This is a genomic window from Variovorax sp. P4_B11, assembly GCF_056402355.1.
This window is the reverse complement of sequence record NZ_JBFUHO010000003.1, coordinates 45,396-68,804: the sequence shown is the minus strand read 5'-3', so window position 1 is coordinate 68,804 and position 23,409 is coordinate 45,396. Positions and strand designations below refer to the sequence as shown.

At 67.7% G+C, this 23,409-nt stretch carries 23 protein-coding genes; 15 read left to right on the top strand and 8 right to left on the bottom strand.

Annotated elements, in window-relative coordinates:
• Positions 1–62: 62 nt before the first annotated feature.
• On the bottom strand, positions 63–1,847 hold the full coding sequence (locus AC1DYD_RS04305) for an acetolactate synthase 3 catalytic subunit (RefSeq protein ID WP_478171509.1): 1,785 nt from the start codon (positions 1,845–1,847) through the stop codon (positions 63–65).
• A 285-nt stretch (positions 1,848–2,132) separates the two neighbouring features.
• Here AC1DYD_RS04305 and AC1DYD_RS04300 point away from each other — a divergent pair, with 285 nt between their 5' ends.
• From AC1DYD_RS04300 to AC1DYD_RS04275, 6 genes are all read left to right on the top strand, one after another.
• Positions 2,133–2,699, top strand: coding sequence for an RNA polymerase sigma factor (locus AC1DYD_RS04300; protein ID WP_478171508.1), 567 nt, complete (start codon positions 2,133–2,135; stop codon positions 2,697–2,699).
• A complete protein-coding gene (locus AC1DYD_RS04295) occupies positions 2,696–3,130 on the top strand; it encodes a DUF3619 family protein (protein WP_478171507.1) in 435 nt (144 codons plus the stop codon). Before AC1DYD_RS04300 ends, AC1DYD_RS04295 begins: the two co-directional genes overlap by 4 nt.
• A 13-nt stretch (positions 3,131–3,143) precedes the next feature.
• Positions 3,144–3,941: a DUF3106 domain-containing protein gene (locus AC1DYD_RS04290; RefSeq protein ID WP_478171506.1), complete on the top strand. Its 798-nt coding sequence runs from the start codon at positions 3,144–3,146 to the stop codon at positions 3,939–3,941.
• 103 nt (positions 3,942–4,044) lie between these two features.
• Positions 4,045–4,506: an RDD family protein gene (locus AC1DYD_RS04285; RefSeq protein WP_478171735.1), complete on the top strand. Its 462-nt coding sequence runs from the start codon at positions 4,045–4,047 to the stop codon at positions 4,504–4,506.
• On the top strand, positions 4,503–4,892 hold the full coding sequence (locus AC1DYD_RS04280; RefSeq protein WP_478171505.1) for a diacylglycerol kinase: 390 nt from the start codon (positions 4,503–4,505) through the stop codon (positions 4,890–4,892). The genes AC1DYD_RS04285 and AC1DYD_RS04280 overlap by 4 nt, the downstream gene beginning before the upstream one ends.
• Positions 4,893–4,910: 18 nt before the next feature.
• Positions 4,911–5,501 carry an LOG family protein gene (locus AC1DYD_RS04275; protein WP_478171504.1) on the top strand — a complete coding sequence of 197 codons (591 nt, stop codon included), beginning with the start codon at positions 4,911–4,913 and terminating at the stop codon, positions 5,499–5,501.
• A 141-nt stretch (positions 5,502–5,642) separates the two neighbouring features.
• Here AC1DYD_RS04275 and AC1DYD_RS04270 read toward each other — a convergent pair whose 3' ends face one another.
• Together AC1DYD_RS04270 and AC1DYD_RS04265 are read right to left on the bottom strand one after the other, a co-directional pair.
• Positions 5,643–5,981 (bottom strand): P-II family nitrogen regulator, encoded by a 339-nt coding sequence (locus AC1DYD_RS04270; protein WP_286368035.1) that lies wholly within the window; start codon positions 5,979–5,981, stop codon positions 5,643–5,645.
• Entirely contained in the window at positions 5,978–7,672 is a 1,695-nt protein-coding gene (locus tag AC1DYD_RS04265) for an NAD+ synthase (RefSeq protein ID WP_478171503.1), read from the bottom strand. The genes AC1DYD_RS04270 and AC1DYD_RS04265 overlap by 4 nt, the downstream gene beginning before the upstream one ends.
• A 107-nt stretch (positions 7,673–7,779) precedes the next feature.
• On the opposite strand from AC1DYD_RS04265, the gene AC1DYD_RS04260 reads away from it, so the two are divergent.
• Entirely contained in the window at positions 7,780–8,715 is a 936-nt protein-coding gene (locus tag AC1DYD_RS04260) for a DMT family transporter (protein WP_478171502.1), read from the top strand.
• 11 nt (positions 8,716–8,726) lie between these two features.
• Positions 8,727–10,073 (top strand): GNAT family N-acetyltransferase, encoded by a 1,347-nt coding sequence (locus AC1DYD_RS04255; protein ID WP_478171501.1) that lies wholly within the window; start codon positions 8,727–8,729, stop codon positions 10,071–10,073.
• Between the two features lie 49 nt (positions 10,074–10,122).
• On the opposite strand, the gene ppa is transcribed toward AC1DYD_RS04255, so the two are convergent.
• A complete protein-coding gene (gene ppa / locus AC1DYD_RS04250) occupies positions 10,123–10,650 on the bottom strand; it encodes an inorganic diphosphatase (protein WP_478171500.1) in 528 nt (175 codons plus the stop codon).
• 253 nt (positions 10,651–10,903) lie between these two features.
• Between ppa and AC1DYD_RS04245 the strand changes: the two genes are divergently transcribed.
• Positions 10,904–13,426, top strand: coding sequence for a sodium-translocating pyrophosphatase (locus tag AC1DYD_RS04245; protein ID WP_478171499.1), 2,523 nt, complete (start codon positions 10,904–10,906; stop codon positions 13,424–13,426).
• 36 nt (positions 13,427–13,462) lie between these two features.
• On the opposite strand, the gene AC1DYD_RS04240 is transcribed toward AC1DYD_RS04245, so the two are convergent.
• The 4 genes from AC1DYD_RS04240 to AC1DYD_RS04225 all read right to left on the bottom strand — a co-directional run bounded on the left by AC1DYD_RS04240 (position 13,463) and on the right by AC1DYD_RS04225 (position 16,482).
• Positions 13,463–14,029 carry a hypothetical protein gene (locus AC1DYD_RS04240; RefSeq protein ID WP_478171498.1) on the bottom strand — a complete coding sequence of 189 codons (567 nt, stop codon included), beginning with the start codon at positions 14,027–14,029 and terminating at the stop codon, positions 13,463–13,465.
• A gap of 229 nt (positions 14,030–14,258) precedes the next feature.
• Complete coding sequence (locus tag AC1DYD_RS04235; protein WP_478171497.1) at positions 14,259–14,504, bottom strand: hypothetical protein; 246 nt, start codon at positions 14,502–14,504, stop codon at positions 14,259–14,261.
• On the bottom strand, positions 14,497–14,844 hold the full coding sequence (locus AC1DYD_RS04230) for a hypothetical protein (protein ID WP_478171496.1): 348 nt from the start codon (positions 14,842–14,844) through the stop codon (positions 14,497–14,499). Before AC1DYD_RS04230 ends, AC1DYD_RS04235 begins: the two co-directional genes overlap by 8 nt.
• Before the next feature lie 60 nt (positions 14,845–14,904).
• Positions 14,905–16,482, bottom strand: coding sequence for a phospholipase D-like domain-containing protein (locus AC1DYD_RS04225; RefSeq protein ID WP_478171495.1), 1,578 nt, complete (start codon positions 16,480–16,482; stop codon positions 14,905–14,907).
• Between the two features lie 93 nt (positions 16,483–16,575).
• Here AC1DYD_RS04225 and AC1DYD_RS04220 point away from each other — a divergent pair, with 93 nt between their 5' ends.
• The 6 genes from AC1DYD_RS04220 (at position 16,576) to moeA (ending at position 23,373) form a co-directional block, all read left to right on the top strand.
• Positions 16,576–17,130, top strand: a complete 555-nt coding sequence (locus tag AC1DYD_RS04220) for a peroxiredoxin (RefSeq protein WP_478171734.1) — start codon at positions 16,576–16,578, stop codon at positions 17,128–17,130.
• Between the two features lie 21 nt (positions 17,131–17,151).
• A complete protein-coding gene (locus tag AC1DYD_RS04215; protein WP_478171494.1) occupies positions 17,152–18,654 on the top strand; it encodes a M81 family metallopeptidase in 1,503 nt (500 codons plus the stop codon).
• Positions 18,655–18,701: 47 nt separating this feature from the next.
• A complete protein-coding gene (locus AC1DYD_RS04210; RefSeq protein ID WP_478171493.1) occupies positions 18,702–20,135 on the top strand; it encodes an aldehyde dehydrogenase family protein in 1,434 nt (477 codons plus the stop codon).
• A 151-nt stretch (positions 20,136–20,286) separates the two neighbouring features.
• Entirely contained in the window at positions 20,287–21,405 is a 1,119-nt protein-coding gene (gene moaA / locus AC1DYD_RS04205; protein WP_478171492.1) for a GTP 3',8-cyclase MoaA, read from the top strand.
• On the top strand, positions 21,402–22,052 hold the full coding sequence (gene mobA, locus AC1DYD_RS04200) for a molybdenum cofactor guanylyltransferase MobA (protein ID WP_478171491.1): 651 nt from the start codon (positions 21,402–21,404) through the stop codon (positions 22,050–22,052). The genes moaA and mobA overlap by 4 nt, the downstream gene beginning before the upstream one ends.
• 13 nt (positions 22,053–22,065) lie before the next feature.
• On the top strand, positions 22,066–23,373 hold the full coding sequence (gene moeA, locus AC1DYD_RS04195; RefSeq protein ID WP_478171490.1) for a molybdopterin molybdotransferase MoeA: 1,308 nt from the start codon (positions 22,066–22,068) through the stop codon (positions 23,371–23,373).
• Positions 23,374–23,409: the final 36 nt, after the last annotated feature.

Sequence of the window (23,409 nt, the reverse complement as noted above, 5' to 3'; positions counted from 1 at the left end):
TCGAATAAGGTTGAAACCCGGTCCTTCGGACACGGGGACTTGTGGCTTCGCTTTCGCTCGCGCTAGAGGTCTTCGGAACCCAGCAGCATCTCGGTGATGCCCATGCCCGCCTTGACCATCGGGAACACGTTCTCGGTCGGGTCGGTGCGGAAGTCCATGAACACGGTGCGATCCTTGAGCTTGCGCGCCTCGCGCAATGCCGGCTCCACGTCCTGCGGTCGCTCGATCAGCAGGCCGACGTGGCCGTAGGCCTCGGCCAGCTTGACGAAATTCGGCAGTGCGTCCATGTAGCTGTGGCTGTAGCGGCCCGAATACTCGATCTCCTGCCACTGCCGCACCATGCCGAGGTAGCGGTTGTTCAGCGAGCAGATCTTGATCGGCGTGTTGTACTGCAGGCAGGTCGAAAGCTCCTGGATGCACATCTGCACCGAGCCTTCGCCCGTGATGCAGAACACTTCGGATTCGGGCTTGGCCAGCTTGATGCCCATCGCGTACGGAATGCCCACGCCCATGGTGCCCAGGCCGCCCGAGTTGATCCAGCGGCGCGGCTCGTCGAAACGGTAGTACTGGGCGGCCCACATCTGGTGCTGGCCGACGTCGGACGTGATGTAGGTGTCGGCGTCCTTGGTCATGTTCCACAGCGTCTCGACGACGTACTGCGGCTTGATCACGTCCTTGTTGCCGCGGTCATACTTGAGGCAGTCCTTGCCGCGCCACTCCTCGATGGTGCGCCACCAGCTGGCCAGCGCGCCGGCGTCGGGCCGGATGGTGCTCTCGCGGATCATCGAGATCAGTTCCGTCAGCACGTCCTTGACGTCGCCGACGATCGGGATGTCGACCTTGACGCGCTTCGAGATGCTCGACGGGTCGATGTCGATGTGGATGATCTTGCGTTCGTTCTGCGCGAAGTGCTTCGGGTTGCCGATCACGCGGTCGTCGAAGCGCGCGCCCACGGCCAGCAGCACGTCGCAGTTCTGCATCGCGTTGTTGGCTTCGATGGTGCCGTGCATGCCGAGCATGCCGAGGAACTTGCGGTCGCTGGCCGGATAGGCGCCCAGGCCCATCAGCGTGTTGGTGACCGGGTAGCCCAGCATGTCGACCAAGGTGCGCAGCTCGTTGGTGGCGTTGCTCAGCAGCACGCCGCCGCCGGTGTAGATATACGGCCGCTTCGCCGTCAGCAGCAGCTGCAGCGCCTTGCGGATCTGTCCGCCGTGGCCCTTGCGCACCGGGTTGTACGAACGCATCTCGACCTTGTCGGGATAGCCTGCGTAGGGAACCTTCTTGAAGGAAACGTCCTTCGGCACGTCGACCACCACCGGACCCGGTCGGCCGGTGCGTGCGATGTGGAAGGCCTTCTTCATCGTCATCGCCAGGTCCTTGGGATCCTTGACGAGGAAGTTGTGCTTGACGATCGGCCGCGTGATGCCGACAGTGTCGCATTCCTGGAAGGCATCGAGCCCGATCGCCGCGGTCGGAACCTGCCCCGAGATGATCACCATCGGGATCGAATCCATGTAGGCGGTCGCAATACCGGTGACGGCATTCGTCAGGCCAGGCCCGGAGGTGACCAGCGCGACGCCGACATCGCCGGTGGCCCGGGCGTAGCCGTCGGCCGCGTGCACAGCGGCCTGTTCGTGGCGCACCAGCACGTGCTGGATGGTGTCCTGCTTGTAGAACGCGTCGTAGATATAGAGAACCGCGCCACCCGGGTAGCCCCAGACGTACTTGACGCCTTCGGCCTGCAGTGCCTTGACCAGCACTTCGGCGCCCATGAGTTCTTGGGGTTGATTGCCGATCCCTGCGGATGCGGCTGCTGCGGAAGCGAGTTCCGCCTTCGAGATTTCCATGATGAACCTTTGCGTTTTTTCGGGAACGAAAAACCTTGGGTGCCCCTTCGCCAGCTCTTGTGAAGCCGCGTCAGGACTTGAGGCCAAAGCCATGGGCGTATCTGTATACCGCCGGACCTTGACCCGTTTGCCTTTTGACTTGCAAGGCGGATTATGACATGCGCAGACGGCGCCATGGCCCCCGGAAACGGCCCATCGACCGCAGAGGCATAATTCGCGACGACAAAAAGACCATCTTTCCAGAGACACTTCCCACGCGGCGCACTTTTTTGGCGCCAGATTCGCTTGGCCACTGAAAAAGAACTTTCCGACTTCCTGAAGAGCGTCGAACGACGGGCATTCAAGCGTTCCGTCTACCACGTGCGGGACGAGGAGGCGGCCCTCGACATCGTGCAGGACAGCATGATGAAGCTGGCCGAACACTACGGTGACAAGCCGGCCAATGAGTTGCCGATGCTGTTCCAGCGCATCCTTTCGAACTGCACGCTCGACTGGTTCCGACGACAGAAGACGCGGCGGGCGCTGTTCTCCAACCTCAGCGACTTCGAGTCGATCGACGACGACGGCGATTTCGACCTGCTGGAGCATGTCCAGTCGCCGACCGATACACGCGAGAGCGAGAGCGCCGAAGACAGTACCCGGAGGGCCCAGGTCTTCCGCGAGATCGAGGAACAGATCGCCGCACTGCCCGGGCGTCAACGCGAGGCCTTTCTGATGCGTTACTGGGAGGAAATGGACGTCGCCGAGACGGCTGCCGCGATGGGATGCTCCGAAGGGAGCGTCAAGACCCATTGCTCGCGGGCCGTTCATGCCTTGAGCAAGGCGCTCAAAGCCAAGGGAATTTCGCTATGAAACCAACATTCTCCGCCCCGCCAGGCACCCCCGTTGCCTTCGAAGAGCAATTCGGTCGCCGGGTCGCAGCGCGCCTGTCTGCCGGCAACGTCGAACTCCCGCACGAGATCGGCGAGCGCCTGCGCGCGGCCCGGGTGCAGGCGGTAGCCCGCCGCAAGACGGTGCCGCAGCTCCGGCCGGCGCCGGTGGTGGTGTCCAGCGGCCGCGCAGCGGCGCTCGGCGGCGGCTGGTGGACCCGCATCGGTTCGGTGCTGCCGCTGGTGGCGCTGGTGGCGGGACTGATGGCGATCAGCGTGATCCAGGAGGACCGCCGCACCAACGAACTGGCGGAAGTCGATTCGGCCCTGCTGACCGACGACCTGCCGCCCGCCGCGTACACCGACCCTGGCTTCGCGCAATTCCTGAAGACCAGCGACGCAACCGAGCCCTGAGTCCCCGCCACGAATGCTGCGTTCTCCCTCCTCCTGCACCCAGGCGCTGCGTACGGCACGCGCCGGCGCAGCCGCGGCCGGCGTCTGGCTCGCCGCCATGCTGACGCTGGCAGGACTCGGGAGCCCGGCCGCGGCGTCCGCCGAGACGCAAACACCCGCCAAGACGCCGAGCCCGGCCACGACGAAGGTCGCCAAGCCGGCATGGCGCGAGTTGAGCACCCGCCAGCAGCGCGCGCTGGCACCGCTGGCGTCGACCTGGGACGAGCTGACCGAACCTCATAAGCGCAAATGGCTGGTGATCGTGCGCGATTACGCAGAGATGTCAGCCGCAGACCAGGAGATCCTGCACAGTCGCATGGAGGAGTGGACCAAGCTGAGCAATCGGGAACGGGCCCAGGCTCGCCTCAATTTCGCCGATGCGAAGCGACTGCCCGCCGACGAGCGCAAGGCCAAATGGGAGGCTTACCAGGCCCTCAGCGACGAGGAAAAGAGCCGGTTGGCGGCCCGTGCCCCGTCGACCGTGTCGCCCGGTGCAGCCGCCACCATCCGGCCCGTGCCGGCCCAGAAGCTGGTGCCGTCGCCCGCCGTCGGGTCCGATCCGCAACACACGCCGCGCATCCAGCTCGCGCCGCCGCCGGCGGCTCCACTGGCTGCCGCACGCCCACCGGCAGCGCCGCCCTCGCCCTCGCCGCCGCCCGTGTCCGCAGAGGCGCAAGTGCCGTCACCCGCCACGAACGCACCGGCCGCCGAACCGCCCCTGGCTTCAACGCCCCCGGTTCGCCTGAGCGAGCAGCCCTCCTCGGCCCCCTGATCGACGCATGGCAGCCCGTTCCTCCGGCCAGGCCGGACCGCAGCCGGTCGTGGCCGCAGAACCCATCGCCTCGCCCCTCGCCACGCCCGGCCTCTGGCGACGCATGGCCTGCTGGCTCTACGAAGGCATGCTGCTGTTCGCGGTGGTGTTCGTCGCCGGCTGGCTTTTCAGCACCCTGGGCCAGATGCGCGACGCCATGGACTCGCGCCGGCATTTGCTGCAAGCCTTCCTTTTTGTCGTCTTCGGCATCTATTTCGTCTTCTTCTGGACCAAAGGCCAGACGTTGGCGATGAAGACCTGGGGCATCCGCGTGGTCGACCTCCAAGGCCGGCCGCTGAGCCAGGGCCGCGCGCTGGCGCGCTATCTGCTGAGCTGGGTCTGGTTCCTGCCGCCGCTGGCCCTGATCGCGCCGTTCAAGCTCGGTGGCGGCGAAGCCGCAGTGCTGGTCCTCGGCTGGGTCGCGGTCTGGGCCCTGCTCGCCCGCTTCCACCCGGAGCGCCAGTTCTGGCATGACGCCTGGGCCGGAACCCGGCTGATCACATCGAAAGCCATGAGCCGGCGATGAACGGGTCCGATCCGGCCAACCCGCAGGCCTTGCGGCGTGGCCTCACCCGTGTCTGGCATGCCGCCCTGATCTCATTGAATGGCTTTCGCGCCGGCTGGCGCGAGGCCGCTTTCCGCGAAGAGGTGATCTGCGCCGTCGTGATGCTCCCGGCCGCCTTCTGGGTCGGCCGCAGCTGGGTCGAAGTGGCGCTGCTGATCTCCACGGTGATGCTGGTGCTGATCGTCGAGCTGCTCAACAGCGCCATCGAGAATGCCATCGACCGCATCGGCCCGGAATGGCATCCGCTGTCGAAGACCGCCAAGGACCTCGGGAGCGCCGCGGTGCTGCTGTCCATCCTGCTCTGCGGTGGCGTCTGGACAGCTGCCTTGTGGCAACGCGTCATCTAGGCGCGGCATGATCGGGGCATGACTTCCAATTTCTCGATTTGCGTTTATTGCGGCTCGCGCCCCGGCGAGCGACCCGAATTCACGACCGTGGCGCAAGCGGTTGGCCGCTGGATCGGCGAGCACGGCGGCCAACTGGTCTATGGCGGTGGCCGCTCCGGCCTGATGGGCACCGTGGCCGAGGCCACGCGCGCCGCCGGCGGCCGCGTGGTCGGCATCATCCCGAAGGCCCTGGTCGACAAGGAACTCGCAAATCGCCAGAGCGACGAGCTGCACGTGGTCGACACCATGCACGAGCGCAAGGCCATGATGGGCGAGCGCGCCGACGCTTTCCTGGCGCTGCCGGGCGGCATCGGTACCTTCGAGGAACTGTTCGAGATCTGGACCTGGCGCCAGCTCGGCTACCACGACAAGCCGGTCGGCATCCTGAACGCCGGCGGCTACTACGACGGCATGCTGGCTTTCCTGGCCCACAGCGTGCGCGAAGGCTTCATGAACGACTGGCAGATGGACCTGGTGCGCAGCGGCACCGATGCCCCCGCGCTCCTCGAAGCCCTGGCCGAAGAGGCCAGGCGTCACCCCGGCGGCGACAAGCTCGCAGAAGTCCTGTAAACGAACAACGAACGCAGGGCCGGCGCAGCCAGGCCCTCGTTGGTGAGACACCGCGGAACCGGCTCCGCCGGGCCGCTGGTGTCGCCCCCGGAAGGGGGTGGGCGCCCGGACACGAAGTGCCGGGCAACCTGGGGGCGAGCCCTATACAGCCGCCTCGTCCTCTTCGCCGGTACGGATGCGGACCACGCGCTCGACATTCGTGACGAAGATCTTGCCGTCGCCGATCTTGCCGGTGCGCGCCGCGCTCACGATGGCATCGACACAGCGCTCGACGTCGGCCTCGTTGACCACCACCTCGACGCGCATCTTCGGCAGGAAGTCGACCACGTACTCGGCCCCGCGGTAGAGCTCGGTGTGGCCCTTCTGGCGGCCGAAGCCCTTGACCTCGGTGACGGTGAGCCCGGTGACGCCGACCTCGGCCAGTGCCTCGCGCACGTCGTCGAGCTTGAACGGTTTGAGGATGGCGGTGATTTGCTTCATAGGGACTTTCTTCCGGCGGTGTCGTTGAATTTGCTGGTGATAGGGTAGCGCCAATCCTTGCCGAAACTGCGATGGGTCACCCGGATACCCACCGGCGCCTGGCGTCTTTTGTACTCGTTGATCTTGATGAGGCGGGCCACCCGCTCGACCACGGCGCGCTCGTAGCCCGCCGCGATGATCTCGTCGATGCCTTCGTCGTCTTCCATGTAGCGGGCCAGGATGCCGTCGAGGATGTCGTAGGGCGGCAGGCTGTCCTGGTCGGTCTGGTCGGGCCGCAGCTCGGCGCTGGGCGGCCGCGTGATGATCCGCTCCGGGATCGGCTCGGCGCCGGTACCGTAGGGATCGTGGGCGTTGCGCCAGCGTGCCAGTGCGAACACGGTGGTCTTCAGCAGGTCCTTGATGACCGCGAAGCCGCCCGCCATGTCGCCGTACAGCGTGCAGTAGCCGGTCGCCATCTCGCTCTTGTTGCCGGTGGTCAGCACGATCGATCCGAACTTGTTCGACAGCGCCATCAGCAGCGTGCCGCGGATGCGGGCCTGCAGGTTCTCCTCGGTCGCATCCTCGGCCAGGCCCTTGAATTCCTCCGCCAGCACGCCCCGGAACGACTCGAAAGTGTGCTTGATCGAGATCTCGTCATAGCGCACGCCGAGCCGCTTGGCCATTTCGCGCGCATCGATCCAGCTGATGTCCGCGGTGTAGGGCGAGGGCATCATGACCGCGCGGACCCGGTCCTTGCCGAGCGCGTCGACCGCGATCGCGAGCACCAGGGCCGAATCGATGCCACCGGACAAGCCGAGGATCGCGCCCGGAAAGCCGTTCTTGCCGATGTAGTCGCGCACGCCCACCACCAGCGCGTCCCAGAGCTGGGCCTCGGCCTCGCGCGGCGGCGCCACTGCGGCGGCGCCGTGCACGAATCCAACGCCGGAAGCCCGGCGTTCGAGCTGCGCGAACACCAGCCGCTCCTTGAAGCTCTCCGCCTGCAGCGCGGCTGTGCCGTCGGCCTCGAGAGCGAAGGAGGCGCCATCGAACACCACCTCGTCCTGGCCGCCGACCAGGTGCGCGTAGACCAGCGGCAGTTCGACCGCCCTGGCGCGCTCCGCCATGCGCACGCTGCGCTCGCCTTCCTTGCCGACATGGAAGGGCGAGGCATTGATGACCGCCAGGATCTCGGCGCCCGCGTCCTTGGCAAGCTGGGCCGGTGTGTCGAACCACGCGTCCTCGCAGATCAGCAGGCCGACCGAGACGCCGCCGGCCTCGAACACGCAGACGCCCTCGCCCGGCGTGAAATAGCGGCGCTCGTCGAAAACCTGGTAGTTCGGCAGTTCGCGCTTGGCGTAGGTATCGAGGATGCGGCCCTCGCTGAGCACGCTGGCGGCGTTGTGGCGCAACTGCACCGCGACCGAACGGCTGCGAATGCTGCGGCCGGTCGGATGCCCCACCACCACCACCATGCCGTCGAGGTCGGCCAGCTCGGCCGCCACGGCGCGCACCGCGTCGTCGCAGGCGGCAACGAAGGCCGGACGCAGGAACAGGTCCTCGGCCGCATAGCCGCAGATCGACAGCTCGGGGGTGAGCAACAGGCGCGCGCCCTGGCCGTAGGCGTCGCGCGCCGCATCGACGATCTTGCGGGCGTTGCCGGCGAGATCGCCCACCACGAAATTGAGCTGCGCGATGGCGAGTTTCAGGGTCATGTCAGGTTCAGGAAAGGGCTGGACGATTATGTCATCGGCCTTCGCCAGGCATGTCTTGCAGGACGCATGCCACGCGCGGCGACGCGGGCTGGTACCCTCGGTGGGCGATGCGCACAGGTTCCTCCTCCGACAGCTTCACCGACGTTCTGCCACGGCCCCAGGGCCAGGCCTACCTGCTGCTCGTGCTGGCGACCCTGACCTGGGGCGCCAATGCCGTGGCGGCCCGCCTGGCGGTGGGCGAGGTATCGCCGATGATGCTGACCTGCTCGCGCTGGATCGTCTGCTGCGCCGCGCTGGCCCTGAGCTCGCGTCGCGAGATCGCGGCCCACTGGCGCGCCCTGCGGCCGTCCTGGCTGTTCATCACACTGATGGGCATGCTCGGCTTCACCGGTTTCAACGCCCTCTTCTACGCAGCGGCGCACCACACCACGGCGATCAACATCGCGATCATCCAGGGCACCATTCCGGTGCTGGTGCTGGTCGGCAGCTTCATCTTCTTTCGCAGCCGGATCGGTGCGCTGCAGCTCGCCGGCGTGTTGCTGACGCTGGCCGGTATCGTGGTCGTCGCATCGCGCGGGCAATTCGCGCTGCTGGCCGACCTCGCCTTCAATGTCGGCGACGTCTGGATGGTGGTGGCCTGCCTGCTGTATGCGGGCTATGCGCTTGGCCTGCGCAACCGGCCGCAAGTGCCGGCGATCGTCTTCTTCGCCGCCACCGCGGGGGTTGCGGCCCTGACCTCGCTGCCGCTGCTGGCGGCGGAAGTGGCGATGGGTCAGTTCTTCATGCCGACAGCCACCGGCATCGCGCTGATCGTCTTCATCGGCCTGCTGCCGAGCTTCGTCTCGCAGATCTTCTTCATCCGGGCGGTGGGCGCGATCGGCCCGGCGAGAGCCGGCCTGTTCCTCAACCTGGTGCCGATCTTCGGGCCGCTGCTGGCTGTCGTGATCCTCGGCGAGCCGCTGTCCGCCTACCATGCGCTCGCGTTGGCCCTGGTACTCGGCGGCATCACCATCGCCGAGTCCTTCGGACCCGGCAAGCGCTGACTCCCACGCCCTTGACCACCCCGATCGTCCGCATCCACCGTTCGCCGTCCGAGATCGACGCCGCCGCCTGGGACGAGCTGCTGGCCCTCCAGCCCGCGCCCTCCCCCTTCATGCGCCACGCCTACCTGGCCGCGCTCGACGCCAGCGGCAGCGCCTCGCCGGCCAGCGGCTGGACGCCGCAGTTCATCACGCTGTGGCACGGGAAGCGGCTGATGGGGGCCTGCCCGCTTTACATCAAGGACCATTCCTACGGCGAGTACGTCTTCGACTGGGCCTGGGCCAACGCCTACGAACAGCATGGGCTGGCCTACTACCCGAAGGCGGTTTGCGCGGTGCCCTTCACGCCTGTGCCGGGGGCCCGCCTGCTGGCGCGCGACGCCGAAAGCCGCACCCTGCTGGTGCAGGCCGTGGTCGCCTGGTGCAAGGAAGAAGAACTGTCCTCGCTGCACCTGCTGTTCGGCGCCGACGAGGACATCGCGGCTTGTTCCGAAGCCGGCCTGATGCTGCGCCACACCGTGCAATTCCATTGGAACAACATGGCCCCCACGCTCGGCACTGGCGTGTCCTCGCTGCCCCCCGAGGGGGCGCGTTCCGCCTTGGGGCGGCCCGGCGGCGGAACCATGGCCCCCACGCTCGGCACTGGCGTGTCCTCGCTGCCCCCCGAGGGGGCGCGTTCCGCCTCGGGGCGGCCCGGCGGCGGAACCGGATGGCCGAACTTCGACGCCTTTCTCGCCAGCCTCGCGCACGACAAGCGCAAGAAGATCCGCCAGGAACGCCGCAAGGTGCATGACGCGGGCGTCACGTTCCGCTGGTCGCGCGGCGCCGACATCCGCGAGGCCGATTGGGATTTCTTCTATCGCTGCTACGCCCGCACCTACCGCGAACATGGCAATCCGCCCTACCTGAACCGCGACTTCTTCCATCGCATGGCGGCCGGCATGCCCGAAGCCTGGCTGCTGTTCGTGGCCGAGCGCGAAGGCAAGCCGATCGCATGCAGCCTCATCGCGCTGTCCGCCGGCCTCGGCGGCGCCGACGACTCGCCGGCGCCGCTGATTGCCTACGGCCGCTATTGGGGCGCGCTCGAGCGCGTCGACTGCCTCCATTTCGAGGCCTGCTACTACCAGCCGCTGCAGTGGTGCATCGAACATGGTGTCGGACGCTTCGAAGGCGGCGCGCAGGGCGAGCACAAGATGGCCCGCGCGCTGATGCCGGTGCGCACCACCAGCGCGCACTGGCTGGCGCATCCCGCCTTCGCCGACGCGGTGGAACGCTTCCTCGAGCGCGAGGGCGCCGGCATCGAGAACTACCTCGACCACCTGGGCGAACGCAGTCCGTTCCGCCACGCCGAACCCCAATGAAAAACGCCTCGCGGAAATCACCGCGAGGCGTCGTTCATTGCGGCAGCGACTACTTCTTGAAATTCGCGATGCCGTCCATGATTTCCTTCTTGGCGGCATCGATGCCTTCCCAGCCCAGCACCTTGACCCACTTGCCGGCTTCCAGGTCCTTGTAGTGCTCGAAGAAATGCGTGATGGCCTTCAGGCGCATCTGGTTCACGTCTTCCACCGTCTTCCAGTGGCTGTAGATCGGCAACACCTTGGTCGTCGGCACGGCCAGCACCTTGCCGTCGATGCCAGCCTCGTCTTCCATCATCAGGATGCCGATCGGCCGGCAAGGCACCACCACGCCCGGCACCAGTGCCCAGGGCGTGATCACCAGCACGTCGACCGGGTCGCCGTCGCCCGACAGCGTCTGCGGCACGTAGCCGTAGTTGGTCGGGTAGTGCATCGCGGTGGTCATGAAGCGGTCGACGAAGATCGCGCCCGATTCCTTGTCGACCTCGTACTTGATCGGGTCGGCGTTCATCGGGATCTCGATGACGACATTGAAGGCTTCGGGGGCGTCTTTACCAGGGGAAACTTGGCCGAGGGACATGGTCTGTCTTTGAAGTAGTTGAAAGTGTTATCGGGATGCGGACAAACCCGAAGTTTACTTTCCATGTCACAGCACAGTCGCACACAAACGCGTTTTTGCCTGTAAATTGCCGCCGTTGGCCAATCGGTCCCTGCCCTTCGCGGCATCGGGGCTTCGAGGAAGCAACGCGGCGGAAGCTCTGTCCCGTACGCGTTGCGCACAGGGTCTGGCTTTCGTCTCCACTAGTTACAACGAACGACTGGAGAAGCAAGGCATGACTGGCAACACCCCTATCGTCCTGGCCATCGTCTGCGGCCTGGTGGCCGTGGCGTATGGCTTCTGGGCGCGCAGCTGGATACTTTCGAAAGACCCGGGCAACGCCCGAATGCAGGAGATCGCGGCCGCGATCCAGACCGGCGCGGCGGCCTACCTCGCCAAGCAATACCGCACCATCGCGGTGGTCGGCCTGGTGCTGGCGATCCTGATCGCTGTCTTCCTCGACGCCACCACGGCCATCGGCTTCGTGATCGGCGCGGTGTTGTCGGGCGCCTGCGGCTTCATCGGCATGAACGTCTCGGTACGCGCCAACGTGCGCACCGCGCAGGCCGCGACCCAGGGCATCGGCCCGGCACTCGACGTCGCCTTCCGCGGCGGCGCCATCACCGGCATGCTGGTGGTCGGCCTCGGCCTGCTCGGGGTCTCGGTCTTCTACTGGTTCCTCGCCGGCAACGGCCAGCTGACGCCGGACAAGAGCCTCGCGAGCTTGCTGAATCCACTGATCGGCTTCGCTTTCGGCTCCTCGCTGATCTCGATCTTCGCGCGCCTGGGCGGCGGCATCTTCACCAAGGGCGCCGATGTCGGCGCCGACCTGGTGGGCAAAGTCGAGGCCGGCATCCCCGAGGACGATCCGCGCAACCCGGCGGTGATCGCCGACAACGTGGGCGACAACGTCGGCGACTGCGCCGGCATGGCGGCCGACCTGTTCGAGACCTACGCCGTGACGCTGATCGCCACCATGGTGCTGGGCGCGCTGATGGTCGCGGCGGCGCCGGTCAACGCGGTGCTGTATCCGCTGGCGCTGGGCGCCGTGTCGATCATCGCGTCGATCATCGGCTGCTTCTTCGTCAAGGCTTCGCCGGGCATGGTCAACGTGATGCCGGCGCTCTACAAGGGGCTGGCGGTGGCGGGCCTGCTGTCGCTGATCGCCTTCTGGTTCGTGACCAGCTGGCTGATTCCCGACAACGCGATCGCCGCCAGCGGCAGCCAGATCAAGCTGTTCGGCGCCTGCTTCGTCGGCCTGGCACTCACGGCGGCGCTGGTCTGGATCACCGAGTTCTACACCGGCACCCAGTACAAGCCGGTGCAGCACATCGCGCAGGCCTCGACCACGGGCCATGGAACCAACATCATCGCCGGCCTGGGCGTTTCGATGCGTTCCACCGCCTGGCCGGTGATCTGCGTCTGCATCGCGATCCTGGCCTCCTATACGCTGGCGGGCCTCTACGGCATTGCCGTGGCGGCAACGTCCATGCTGAGCATGGCCGGCATCGTGGTCGCGCTCGACGCCTACGGCCCGATCACCGACAACGCCGGCGGCATCGCCGAGATGTCCGAACTGCCGGCCAGCGTGCGCGCCGTCACCGACCCGCTGGACGCGGTGGGCAACACCACCAAGGCCGTGACCAAGGGCTACGCGATCGGGTCGGCCGGCCTCGCCGCCTTGGTGCTGTTCGCCGACTACACCCACAAGCTCGAGAGCTACGGGCTCAACATCAGCTTCAACCTGAGCGACCCGATGGTGATCGTCGGCCTCTTCATCGGCGGCTTGATCCCCTACCTCTTCGGCGCCATGGCCATGGAGGCCGTCGGCCGCGCTGCCGGCTCGGTGGTGGAGGAAGTGCGCAGGCAGTTCCGCGAGATCCCGGGCATCATGGAAGGCACCGGCAAGCCCGAGTACGGCCGCGCCGTGAGCATGCTGACCGGCGCGGCGATCAAGGAAATGATGATCCCCTCGCTGCTGCCGGTGGTGGTGCCGATCGTGGTCGGCCTGCTACTCGGACCGAAGGCGCTGGGCGGCCTGCTGATGGGCACCATCGTGACCGGACTGTTCGTCGCCATCTCGATGTGCACCGGCGGCGGCGCCTGGGACAACGCCAAGAAGTACATCGAGGACGGGCACCACGGCGGCAAGGGCTCCGAAGCGCACAAGGCGGCCGTCACCGGCGACACGGTGGGCGATCCCTACAAGGACACGGCCGGCCCGGCGGTGAATCCGCTGATCAAGATCATCAACATCGTGGCCCTGCTGATCGTGCCGCTGGTGGTCAAGTTCCATGCCGGCGACGCGGGCGCGATGACGGCACCGGCCGTGGCCCCGCCCCCGGTCAGCGCACCGGCAGCGCCGGCCGCACCGGCCACGGCACCCGCTGCTGCGGCACCTGCCGCGGCAGCAGTGGCCGCAGCCGACACCGGCACGGCGATCAAGACCGAGGGTGGTGTGGTCAAGTTCTACTTCGCCATCAACAGCGCCGAAGTCCCCGCCGGTTCCAGCGCCGCGCTGGCCGACATCGTGAAATCCGTGCAGAGCGGCGGCCGCGTGCTGGTGAGCGGCTATCACGACGCCAGCGGCGACCCCGAGAAGAACGCCGAGCTCGCCAAGCAGCGCGCGATCGCGGTGGGCGCGGCGCTCAAGATCGCCGGCGTCCCCGAAGACAAGGTCGAGCTCGCCAAGCCCACCCAGACCCAGGCCGACGGGGCGCCGGCCGAGGCGCGCCGGGTCGAAGTGAAGCTGCAGTAGCGGCGCCTGAGCTCGGCGCCGTCCGGCGCACTGCGTTCAGTTCAGGCTGATGCGCTGCGACGGCAGCGCGCCTTGCTCGCTGCGCAGCGGCACGCCCTGCAAAGTGTCGAAATCGGACGGTGCCTCGGGCACGCGCATTTCTTCCAGTTCGTGCAGCGAGGCGACCCAGCGGCCCGCTGCGGATTCGGCCGGCTCGTCGTTGGTGAAGATGCCATCGCGGATGTAGAAGGTCTCGCCCGCCGGCCGCTCCATGTGCAGCTCGATCAGCCGCGAGATCGAGAAGGTGTAGGTGACCAGCTTTTCCTTCGTCTTGCGGTCCTTGGCACCGCAATTGAAGAAGCCTTCGGCGGCGATCACGATGCACGAGCCCTCGACCGAACTGTCGATGTCGCCGCCGCAGCGCCAGATGGCGGTCGGCAGCCGGACCCGCACCTTGTCGATCACCAGGTCGCGCTGCTTGTTGAGCGCATTGAGCGGCGGAACCAGCGAGCGCAATTGCCGCAAACGCTCGGCGAAGTTGTCGTCGATGCAGAACTCCACATGGTGCGTCGCGCCACCCGAGCGCTTGACGACCTGCATGATGACGTGACGCGGTTGGCTCACAAGGGCCGTCCTTTCGCATGCATTCGACCCGGATTCGACCGATGACAGGCAATGGTCTTCATTGGGATCATTGAATCTACTTAATTAGAACTTAGGTATTAGCGAAATCACTTCCACCAATTGTTTCTAACTGTAGTTCGAATTGCCCTCAATGGATAGGCAACACGAAGTATTAAATAGATTCAATCAATTGAATGCTCTGCAGCGATAGCCGAAGAAGCGCGCGATCTCAGGTCGCGCCGGAGGCTTCCATCAGTTCGTCGAGCGCCTTGCAGGACGGTGCGCACACCGTCTGCGACTTGCCCAGCAGCTGCCGGGTGCGCATCTGCGAGCGCACGCGATGCTTCCCGCACATGAAGCAGGACATGGTCGCCCCGCTGAACGAGGCCGAGGCACGAAACGGGGAACCCGGCGCCTTGGCCTTGTAGCGCAGCCCGTCGGCCACGACCGCAGTCTTCACCTCGCTCTTACTCATGGGTGGCGTCCGGGCCGGTGGCACGCATGGCACGCTCGATCGCCTTCCTCGCGGCCAGCTCGGCCGCCAGCGAAGCGTCGAGCGCCGAGCGGCAGAGGCCGGCGTGCTGGTAATTGAGGTTTTCGTAGAGTTGCGACGCGGCTGGATAGGCATCCAGAAGCTTGCCCAGCTCGAAGCCCGGCTCGGAATCTCGGAACTGATCGACCAGGTGCATCACCACCGACCGGTATTGCTCGGGGCCTACCGGCACGGCGCTGTGCTCCAGCCGCTCAAGGAGCTGGGCCAGGACATGCGTCACGGCCAGGTCGGCCTTGTGCGCGGGGGTGTGGGTAGCGTTCATGCACGGCATGTGGGGCGGCGGCGGCGGATTGCAAGAGCGGAAATGGACCATCCCCCGAGCCTACAGCAGCATCTCCGGCACGATCGGGGCGATCAGGGAGTTGTAGAAGCGCTTGAAAAAGCCGGATTCGGGCTCCGAGGTCAGGATCATCTCCTTTTCACCGTCGGTGGTGAGCCACTCGAGCGCGCCGGTGCGCTTGTCCAGCCGCAACCGGTAGGAGTTCTGCAGCTTGCTGATGCTGATCACCCGCAGCATCTCGCGCGCCAGCTGGGGGCTGTCGACCACCACGCCCATTTCCGTGTTCTGGGTCGCCGAGCGCGGGTCCAGGTTCATCGATCCGATGAAGATCCGCCGCCGGTCGATGGCCGCCGTCTTGGCGTGCAGCCGGCCGAGCGAGTTGCCGAACATGTCGAAGCGCTTGTTGGCCGTGGTGCGCGCGGGGCTCAGTTCGTAGAGGTCGGCACCGCTGGCCAGCAGGCGCTCGCGGTAGCGGGCGTAGCCGGTGTGGACCAGCGGCTCGTCGTTGGCGGCCAGCGAATTGGTGAGCAGCGTCAGCTTGACCTTGCGCCGCGACAGGTCCTCGAACGCGGCCATCCCCTTCTCGCCGGGCACCAGGTAGGGCGAGGTCAGGTCCACTTCGGTCCTCGCATCGAGCAGCAGGGTCCAGACCTTCATCGTCACGCTGGTGGCGAGCGCCTCGTCGGCGCTCATGGTGGCCGGCTTGGTCGGCGGATCGGCGATGGCATGCGCCTCGCCCCACAGCAGCCCCATGCGTCCGCCGTCCAGCTCCTCGGCGATCGGACCGTAGCCGAGCACGTCCGAGGGCGGCAAGACGATTTTCGGGGGCGGCGAACGCATGCCGATCCAGGCGTCGAACTCGTCGGGCCCGGGCCTGCGGCCGCCCGGGCCGCGTACGATCTGGTCGATCGGCCAGACCTGCTCGGCGTTCCAGTACTGGTCGAAGATCGCCTCGAGCTCGGCCACCACCTTGCCGACCACCAGCGCATCCATGTCGATGAAGTTCTGCGCCTCGCTGAGGACGAAATACTCGTCCGCGATGTTGCGCCCGCCGACCACCGCCACCACGCCGTCGGCGATGAACAGCTTGTTGTGCATCCGATGGTTGAGCCGCCCGATGTCCTGCGGCGACGCGACGAAGCGCGAGAGAAATCCATCCCGGCCGCAGCAGAAGGGATTGAACAGGCGCACCTCCACGTTCGGCGTCTGCGCCAGTGCCAGCAGCGGCTGCTGGCTCTTGACGGTGTAGAGGTCGTCCACCAGCACCCGCACCTTGACCCCGCGCGACGCCGCCTCGCGCAGCGCGCGCATCAGGAGCCGCCCGGTGGCGTCGTTTTCGAGCTGGTAGTACTGCACCACCAGCGACTGCTGGGCCCGCTGGGCGAGCTGGATCCGCGCATCGAGCGAATAGACGCCCAGCGGCATCAGCCGGAAGCCGGAATGCTCGTCGGGCGGCGTCGAATCGGCGACGATCTTTGCCAGCCGGGTCGAGCGGTCCGGCGCCGCGGCGTAGTCGGCCGGCCGGTCGCGGGAAATCGGCAGCGAGCCGCAGGCAGCCAGCAGGGCGATGCCTGCGCAAGCCAGCGCCAGGCGTATCCAGCGGTCCAGGGCAATCTTCATGTCGTGTTCCTCCTTGACGACGGACGGAGGCCGAAGCGGCGCCACACGGCGTGCAGTCCTAGAATTCGAAACGCTTCCACCCGGAGTTACATGATGATGCACTCGATCGCCGTGCGCGCAGCTTTCATTGCCGTGGCCGCGGTCCTGACCGCGCCCGCCCATGCCGCACTCGACATCGGCGACCCGGCGCCGAAGTTCATCGCCACCGCGGCGCTGGGCGGCAAGACCTTCCGCTATTCGCTGGCCGATGCGCTCGCCAAGGGGCCGGTGGTGCTGTACTTCTTCCCGGCCGCGGATTCTCGCGACTGCTCGATCGAGGCCCACGCCTTCGCCGAAGCCATCGACCAGTTCGCCGCCCTCGGCGCCACGGTGATCGGCGTGTCGGCCGACGACATCGACACGCTGTCGAAGTTCTCGGTCAGGGCTTGCCAAAGCCGCTTCCCGGTGGCCTCCGACGAGTCGAAGACCGTGATCGAGGGCTTCGACGCCCTGATGCAGACACGGCCGGATTTCGCCAATCGCCTGTCGTACGTGATCGCCCCCAACGGCAAGGTCGCCTACTTCTACCAGAACCTCAATCCGGACAAGCACGTCGAGCGCATGCTGAACGCGCTGCGGGCGCTGCCGAAGCCGGCGGCTTCGCGCTGAGCCCATTTTCCAGGAGCGAACTTGAACGTCTTCATCGCCGGTTTCCAGCACGAGACCAACACCTTCGCCCCCAGCAAGGCCGATTGGGCCGCCTTCCAGCGCGGCGAGGCCTTTCCGCCCTACCGCCGCGGCCCCGAAATCATCGATGCCTACGCCGGGCGGAACATCCCGATCGGCGGCTTCATCGACGCAGCGCGCGAGCGCGGATGGGCTCTCTTGCCTTCGGCCTGGGCCGGTGCGACCCCTTCGGCACACGTCACCCAGGAGGCCTTCGAACGCATCGCGGGCGTCATCGTCGAGGACCTGTCGAAGGCGCTCGCGCACGGCGGCGTTCACGCCGTCTTCCTCGACCTGCACGGCGCGGCCGTGGCCGAGCACCTGGATGACCTCGAAGGCGAATTGCTCGGGCGGATCCGGGCGATCGTCGGCGCCGCCGTGCCGATCGTCGCCAGCCTCGACCTGCACGCCAACGTGACCCGGCGCATGCTCGACGAGGCCGATGCGCTGGTGGCCTACCGAACCTACCCGCACGTGGACTCGGCCGACACCGGACGGCTGGCCGCGCAACTGCTGGCGCGCCGCATCGCCCGCGGCGCGCGCGAACCGCTGCAGGTGCGGCGGCTCGCATTCCTGCTGCCGCTCAACGTGCAATGCACGATGGTCGAGCCTGCGGCCTCGGTCTACCAACTGCTGCGCGAGCTCGATGCAGGACACGGCACGGTGCTGAGTTTCGCCACCGGCTTCCCGGCCGCCGACATCGCCGAGTGCGGACCGGTGGTGTGGGGTTACGGCGACGCCGCCGATGCCGCCGTCGAGACGCTGTTCGCACGCATCGACCATCCGCGCTCGCAATGGCGGCTCGAGGTCCTGTCGCCCCGCGATGCGGTCGCGCAAGCGCTGTCCATCGCCGAAGGCGCCGATCGGCCGGTGGTCATTGCCGACACCCAGGACAACCCGGGCGCGGGCAGCGACAGCAACACCACCGGCATGCTGCGCGCCTTGCTGGCCGAGCGCGCCGGCCAGCGCTTTCCCGGCCGCGTGGCACTCGGCCTGATGTTCGACCCCGCAGCAGCCGCCGCCGCGCATGCGGCCGGCGTCGGTGCCGAGCTCGACATCCATCTCGGCGCCGAGGTGCCCACCTGGGGCGGCCAGCGCAGCGATCCGGTCGTCCGGGGCCGTTTCACCGTGCGCGCGCTCAGCGACGGCCAGGTCGCTCTCAAGGGGCCGATGTCGCACGGCGGCGTGCTCTGCCTGGGCCCGAGCGCCTGCCTCGAGATCGACGGCGTGCGGGTAGCCGTGGCCAGCGGCAAGAGCCAGATGCTCGACCGCGAACTGTTCCGCTTCCTCGGCATCGAGCCCGAGGCCATGAAGCTGCTGGTCGCCAAGAGCTCGGTGCATTTCCGCGCCGACTTCGCGCCGATCGCCAGCCGGATCCTGGTCGCCAAGGCGCCCGGACCGATGGCCGCCGACCCCGCGGACCTGCCCTGGACGCGCCTGCCGGCGACGATGGCGCTGCGACCCTGAGGCCCCGCCGATCCGCCGATCCGCCAGGCGCCTTAAGATTTCGCCCCATGCAATTCAACTACATCGGCAACGAAAACGTTGCTTCCTCGTCCGGCCGCACGCTGCCGGTGATCGACCCGTCCGACGGCCAGCCCTTCGACGAGCTGCAGCGCGGCAATGCCGCCGACATCGACGCCGCGGTGCGGGCCGCGCGCCATTGCTTCGAGACCGGCTGGCACAAAGTCAGCGCGGCCGAACGCGGCCGGCTGCTCTACAAGCTGTCGCAGAAGATCGCCGAGCATGCCGACGAGCTGGCGCTGATCGAGCAGCGCGACTGCGGCAAGCCGGTCAAGCAGGCCCGCGCCGATGCCGTGGCGCTGGTGCGCTACTTCGAGTTCTACGCCGGTGCCTGCGACAAGCTGCATGGCGAAACCCTCCCCTACCAGGACGGCTACAGCGTCTTCACCTGGCGCGAGCCGCACGGCGTCACGGGCCACATCATTCCGTGGAACTACCCGATGCAGATCTTCGGGCGCAGCGTCGGCGGCGCCCTGGCCGCCGGCAACGTCTGCGTGGTCAAGCCGTCCGAGGACGCCTGCCTGTCGTTGATCCGGGTCGCCCAGTTGGCGGCCGAGGCCGGCTTCCCGCCCGGCGCGCTGAACATCGTGACCGGCTATGGTCACGAGGTCGGCGACGCGCTGGCGCGGCACCCGGGCATCGACCACATCAGCTTCACCGGCAGCCCCAAGGTGGGCACGCTGATCCAGCAGGTGGCGGCCGAACGCCATTGCCCGGTGACGCTCGAACTCGGCGGCAAGAGCCCCCAGATCGTGTTCGCCGATGCCGACCTGAGCGCGGCGATTCCGGTGCTGATCAACGCCATCGTGCAGAACGCCGGCCAGACCTGCTCGGCCGGCTCGCGCGTGTTGATCGACCAGGCCATCTACGAACCGCTGCTGCAGCGGCTCGGCCATGCCTTCGAGGCGCTGCGCGTCGGTCCCGCCGCGATGGACCTGGACGTCGGTCCGCTGATCCGGCAGACCCAGCAGCAGCGCGTCTGGGACTTCCTGTCGGACGCACAGGTTGCGGGCATCCCGATGGTGGCGCAGGGCGTGGTGGTCGACGAGGCCCCCGAGGCCGGCTTCTACCAGGCGCCCACGCTGCTGCGCGACGTCCCGGTGGACCACCGGCTGGCGCAGGAGGAAGTGTTCGGTCCGGTGCTGGCCGCGATGGCCTTCCGCGACGAGGACGAAGCCGTGGCACTGGCCAATGCGACGCAGTTCGGGCTGGTCGCCGGCATCTGGACGAACGACGGCGGGCGCCAGTTCCGGATGGCCAAGCGCGTCAGGAGCGGCCAGGTGTTCATCAACAACTACGGCGCCGGCGGCGGCGTCGAACTGCCCTTCGGCGGCGTCAAATCCTCGGGCTACGGCCGCGAGAAAGGCTTCGAGGCGCTGTACGGTTTCACCACCCTCAAGACCGTGGCCGTCAAGCACGGCTGACCCCGAACGCCGGGCCGACACTCCGCCCGGACGCACCTTCTTTCAGGAGGCACCCGTGCGCGTCAAGGACACATCCATCGCCGGCAGGGCCGGGGTCCCAGAGGCCTTGCGAGGATATCGGTCCAGGTGATGGGTTAAATTCACTTCTCCCATGAACCAGCAGCACGTCGTCAAACTCTCCGACATCGGTCGCGCGCCCCGCGTGCCCCCGGTCGGAACCGGCGTGCCCGCCACGGGCATGCTGCTCGACCGGCTGGCCCGGCCGCTGACGGACCTGCGCATCAGCGTGACCGACCGCTGCAACTTCCGCTGCAGCTACTGCATGCCGAAGGAAGTGTTCGACAAGGACCACCAGTACCTGCCGCACAGCGCGCTGCTGAGCTTCGAGGAGATCACCCGGCTGGCACGCCTTTTCGCCAGCCACGGCGTGCGCAAGATCCGGCTCACCGGCGGCGAGCCGCTGCTGCGCAAGAACCTCGAGATCCTGATCGAGCAGCTGGCGGCACTGCGCACCCCGGACGGCCAGCCGCTGGACCTCACGCTGACCACCAACGGCTCCCTGCTCACCCGCAAGGCCCAGGCGCTGAAGGCCGCTGGCCTGCAGCGCGTCACCGTGAGCCTCGACGGCCTCGACGACACGGTATTTCGCCGCATGAACGACGTCGACTTCCCGGTCGCCGAGGTACTGGCCGGGATCGAAGCCGCGAAAGCCGCGGGCCTGGGCCCGATCAAGGTCAACATGGTGGTCAAGCGCGGCACCAACGAGCAGGAAATCCTGCCGATGGCGCGCCATTTCCGCGGCACCGGCGTGGTGCTGCGCTTCATCGAGTACATGGACGTCGGCGCCACCAACGGCTGGCGCATGGACGAGGTGCTGCCGTCGGCCGACGTGGTGAGCCGCGTCGCCGCCGAGCACCCGCTCCTGCCCCTGGAAGCCACCACCGCCGGCGAAACCGCGCAGCGCTGGGCCTATGCGGACGGCGGCGGCGAAATCGGCGTCATCAGCAGCGTCACCCAGGCCTTCTGCCACGATTGCAGCCGGGCACGCCTGTCGACCGAAGGCAAGCTCTACCTGTGCCTCTTCGCGAGCCAGGGCCACGACCTGCGCCCGCTGCTGCGCGGCGACGCCGACGACGCGCAGATCGCCTCCGCGCTCGGCCACATCTGGCAGGGCCGCGGCGACCGCTATTCCGAACTGCGTGCGCTGCGCGTCCCCGACACCGATGCCGGCGCGCCGCGCCGGGTCGAGATGAGCTACATCGGCGGATGAGCGCCCCGACCGTGATCACCGCCAGCGAAATCACCGGCCTCGTGCTCGCCGGGGGGCGCGGCTCACGCATGGGCGGGGTCGACAAGGGCCTGCAGAACTTCAACGGCACGCCGCTCGCGATGCATGCGGTGCTGCGGCTGGGCATGCAGGTCGGCGAAGTGATGGTGAATGCCAACCGCAACCTGGCCGCCTATGAATCCTTCGGCGTGCCGGTCTGGCCGGATGGCCTGGCCGACTACGCGGGCCCGCTGGCCGGCTTCCTGACCGGGCTCGAACGCTGCGAGACCCCCTACCTGCTCACCGTGCCCTGCGACACGCCGCTGTTCCCGCTCGACCTTGCAAGCCGCCTGGCGGCCGCCATGGCCGCCGAGGACGCCGACATCGCGATGGTCAGCGCGCCCGAGGCCGCCGACCCGCCGGACACCGCGCCGGTGCTGCACCCGCAGCCGGTGTTCTGCCTGCTGCGCGCCACGCTGCTCGAAAGCCTGGTGCGCTTCACCCAGGACGGCGGCCGCAAGATCGACAAGTGGACCGGCCAGCACCGCACCGTGCTGGTGCCCTTCGACCAGCCGGGCGATGCCTCCAACGCGTTCTTCAACGCCAACACGCTGGCCGAGCTCCGCGGTCTCGAACGCCAGCGCTCCTGATTCCCTTCCTGCCATGAGCCGAATCGCCGAAATCGCCGCCGCGTTGGCGGGTTACGACCCCAAGGCCCTCGGCGTCGATGCCGTGCAGGCTTTCCTGGCGCAATTGACCGAGCCCGCCATCGTCACCCAGGTCGAGCGCCTGGCCCTGCGCGATGCGCTCGGGCGGGTGCTGGCCGAGGACATCGTCTCGCCGGTCAGCGTGCCGCCGCACGACAACTCGGCGATGGATGGTTTCGCCTTCGACGGCGCTCAGCTCGATGCGGCCGGCGACGCCACGCTGACGCTTCGCGTGGTCGGGACGGCCCTGGCCGGTGCCGCCTGGCACGGCACGCTGGGCGCCGGCGACGCACTCAAGATCATGACCGGCGCGGTGATGCCGGCCGGCCTCGACACCGTGATCCCTCAGGAGTTCTGCACGGTCGAGGACGATCGCGTGAGCTTCCCCGCCAAGGCGCTGCGGCGCGGCGACAACCGCCGCTTCGCCGGCGAAGACCTGATGCAGGGTCAGCCGGCGCTGCGGCGCGGCCAGATCGTCACGCCGGCCGCGCTCGGCATGGTCGCCAGCCTCGGCCTGCCGATGGTGCCGGTGCTGCGGCGCCTGCGCGTGGCGTACTTCTCCACCGGCGACGAGATCCTGAGCCTGGGCGAGCTGCCACGCGAAGGCGCGGTCTACGACAGCAACCGCTACACCGTGTTCGGCCTGCTCACGCGGCTGGGTTGCGAGGTGATCGACCTCGGCCTGGTGCGGGACGATCCGGCGGCGCTCGAATCGGCGCTGCGCCGCGCGGCCGCCGGGGCCGATGCGATCATCACCAGCGGCGGCGTCAGCGTCGGCGAAGCCGACCACACCCGCGCCGTCATGCAGCGGCTCGGCGACATGGCGTTCTGGCGCGTCGCCATGCGGCCCGGACGGCCGATGGCGGTCGGCCTGATCCCGGCGCCGGACGATCGCCGCGGGCCGGCGGTGCTGTTCGGGCTCCCGGGCAATCCAGTCGCGGTGATGGTCACCTTCCTGGCCTTCGTGCGCCCTGCGCTGCTGAAGATGATGGGCTGCAACGCCGCCTGCGCTGCGCCGCCGCCGCTGCTGCGTGCCACCAGCGTGGAGGCGATCCGAAAGAAGCCCGGGCGCACCGAATACCAGCGCGGGCGGGTCGATCAGGTGGCGGGCGCGTTGCCCCAGGTCCGCATCGCCGGCAACCAGGGCTCGGGCGTGCTGAGCTCGATGGTCGAGGCCAACGGCCTCGTGGTGCTGCACCACGACCAGGCGAATGTGGCGCCGGGCGACCCGGTCGACGTGATGATCTTCGACGGCGTGGTGTAAGGTCTGGGCCCGCCTCGGGCATCACGGGAGTTGCGC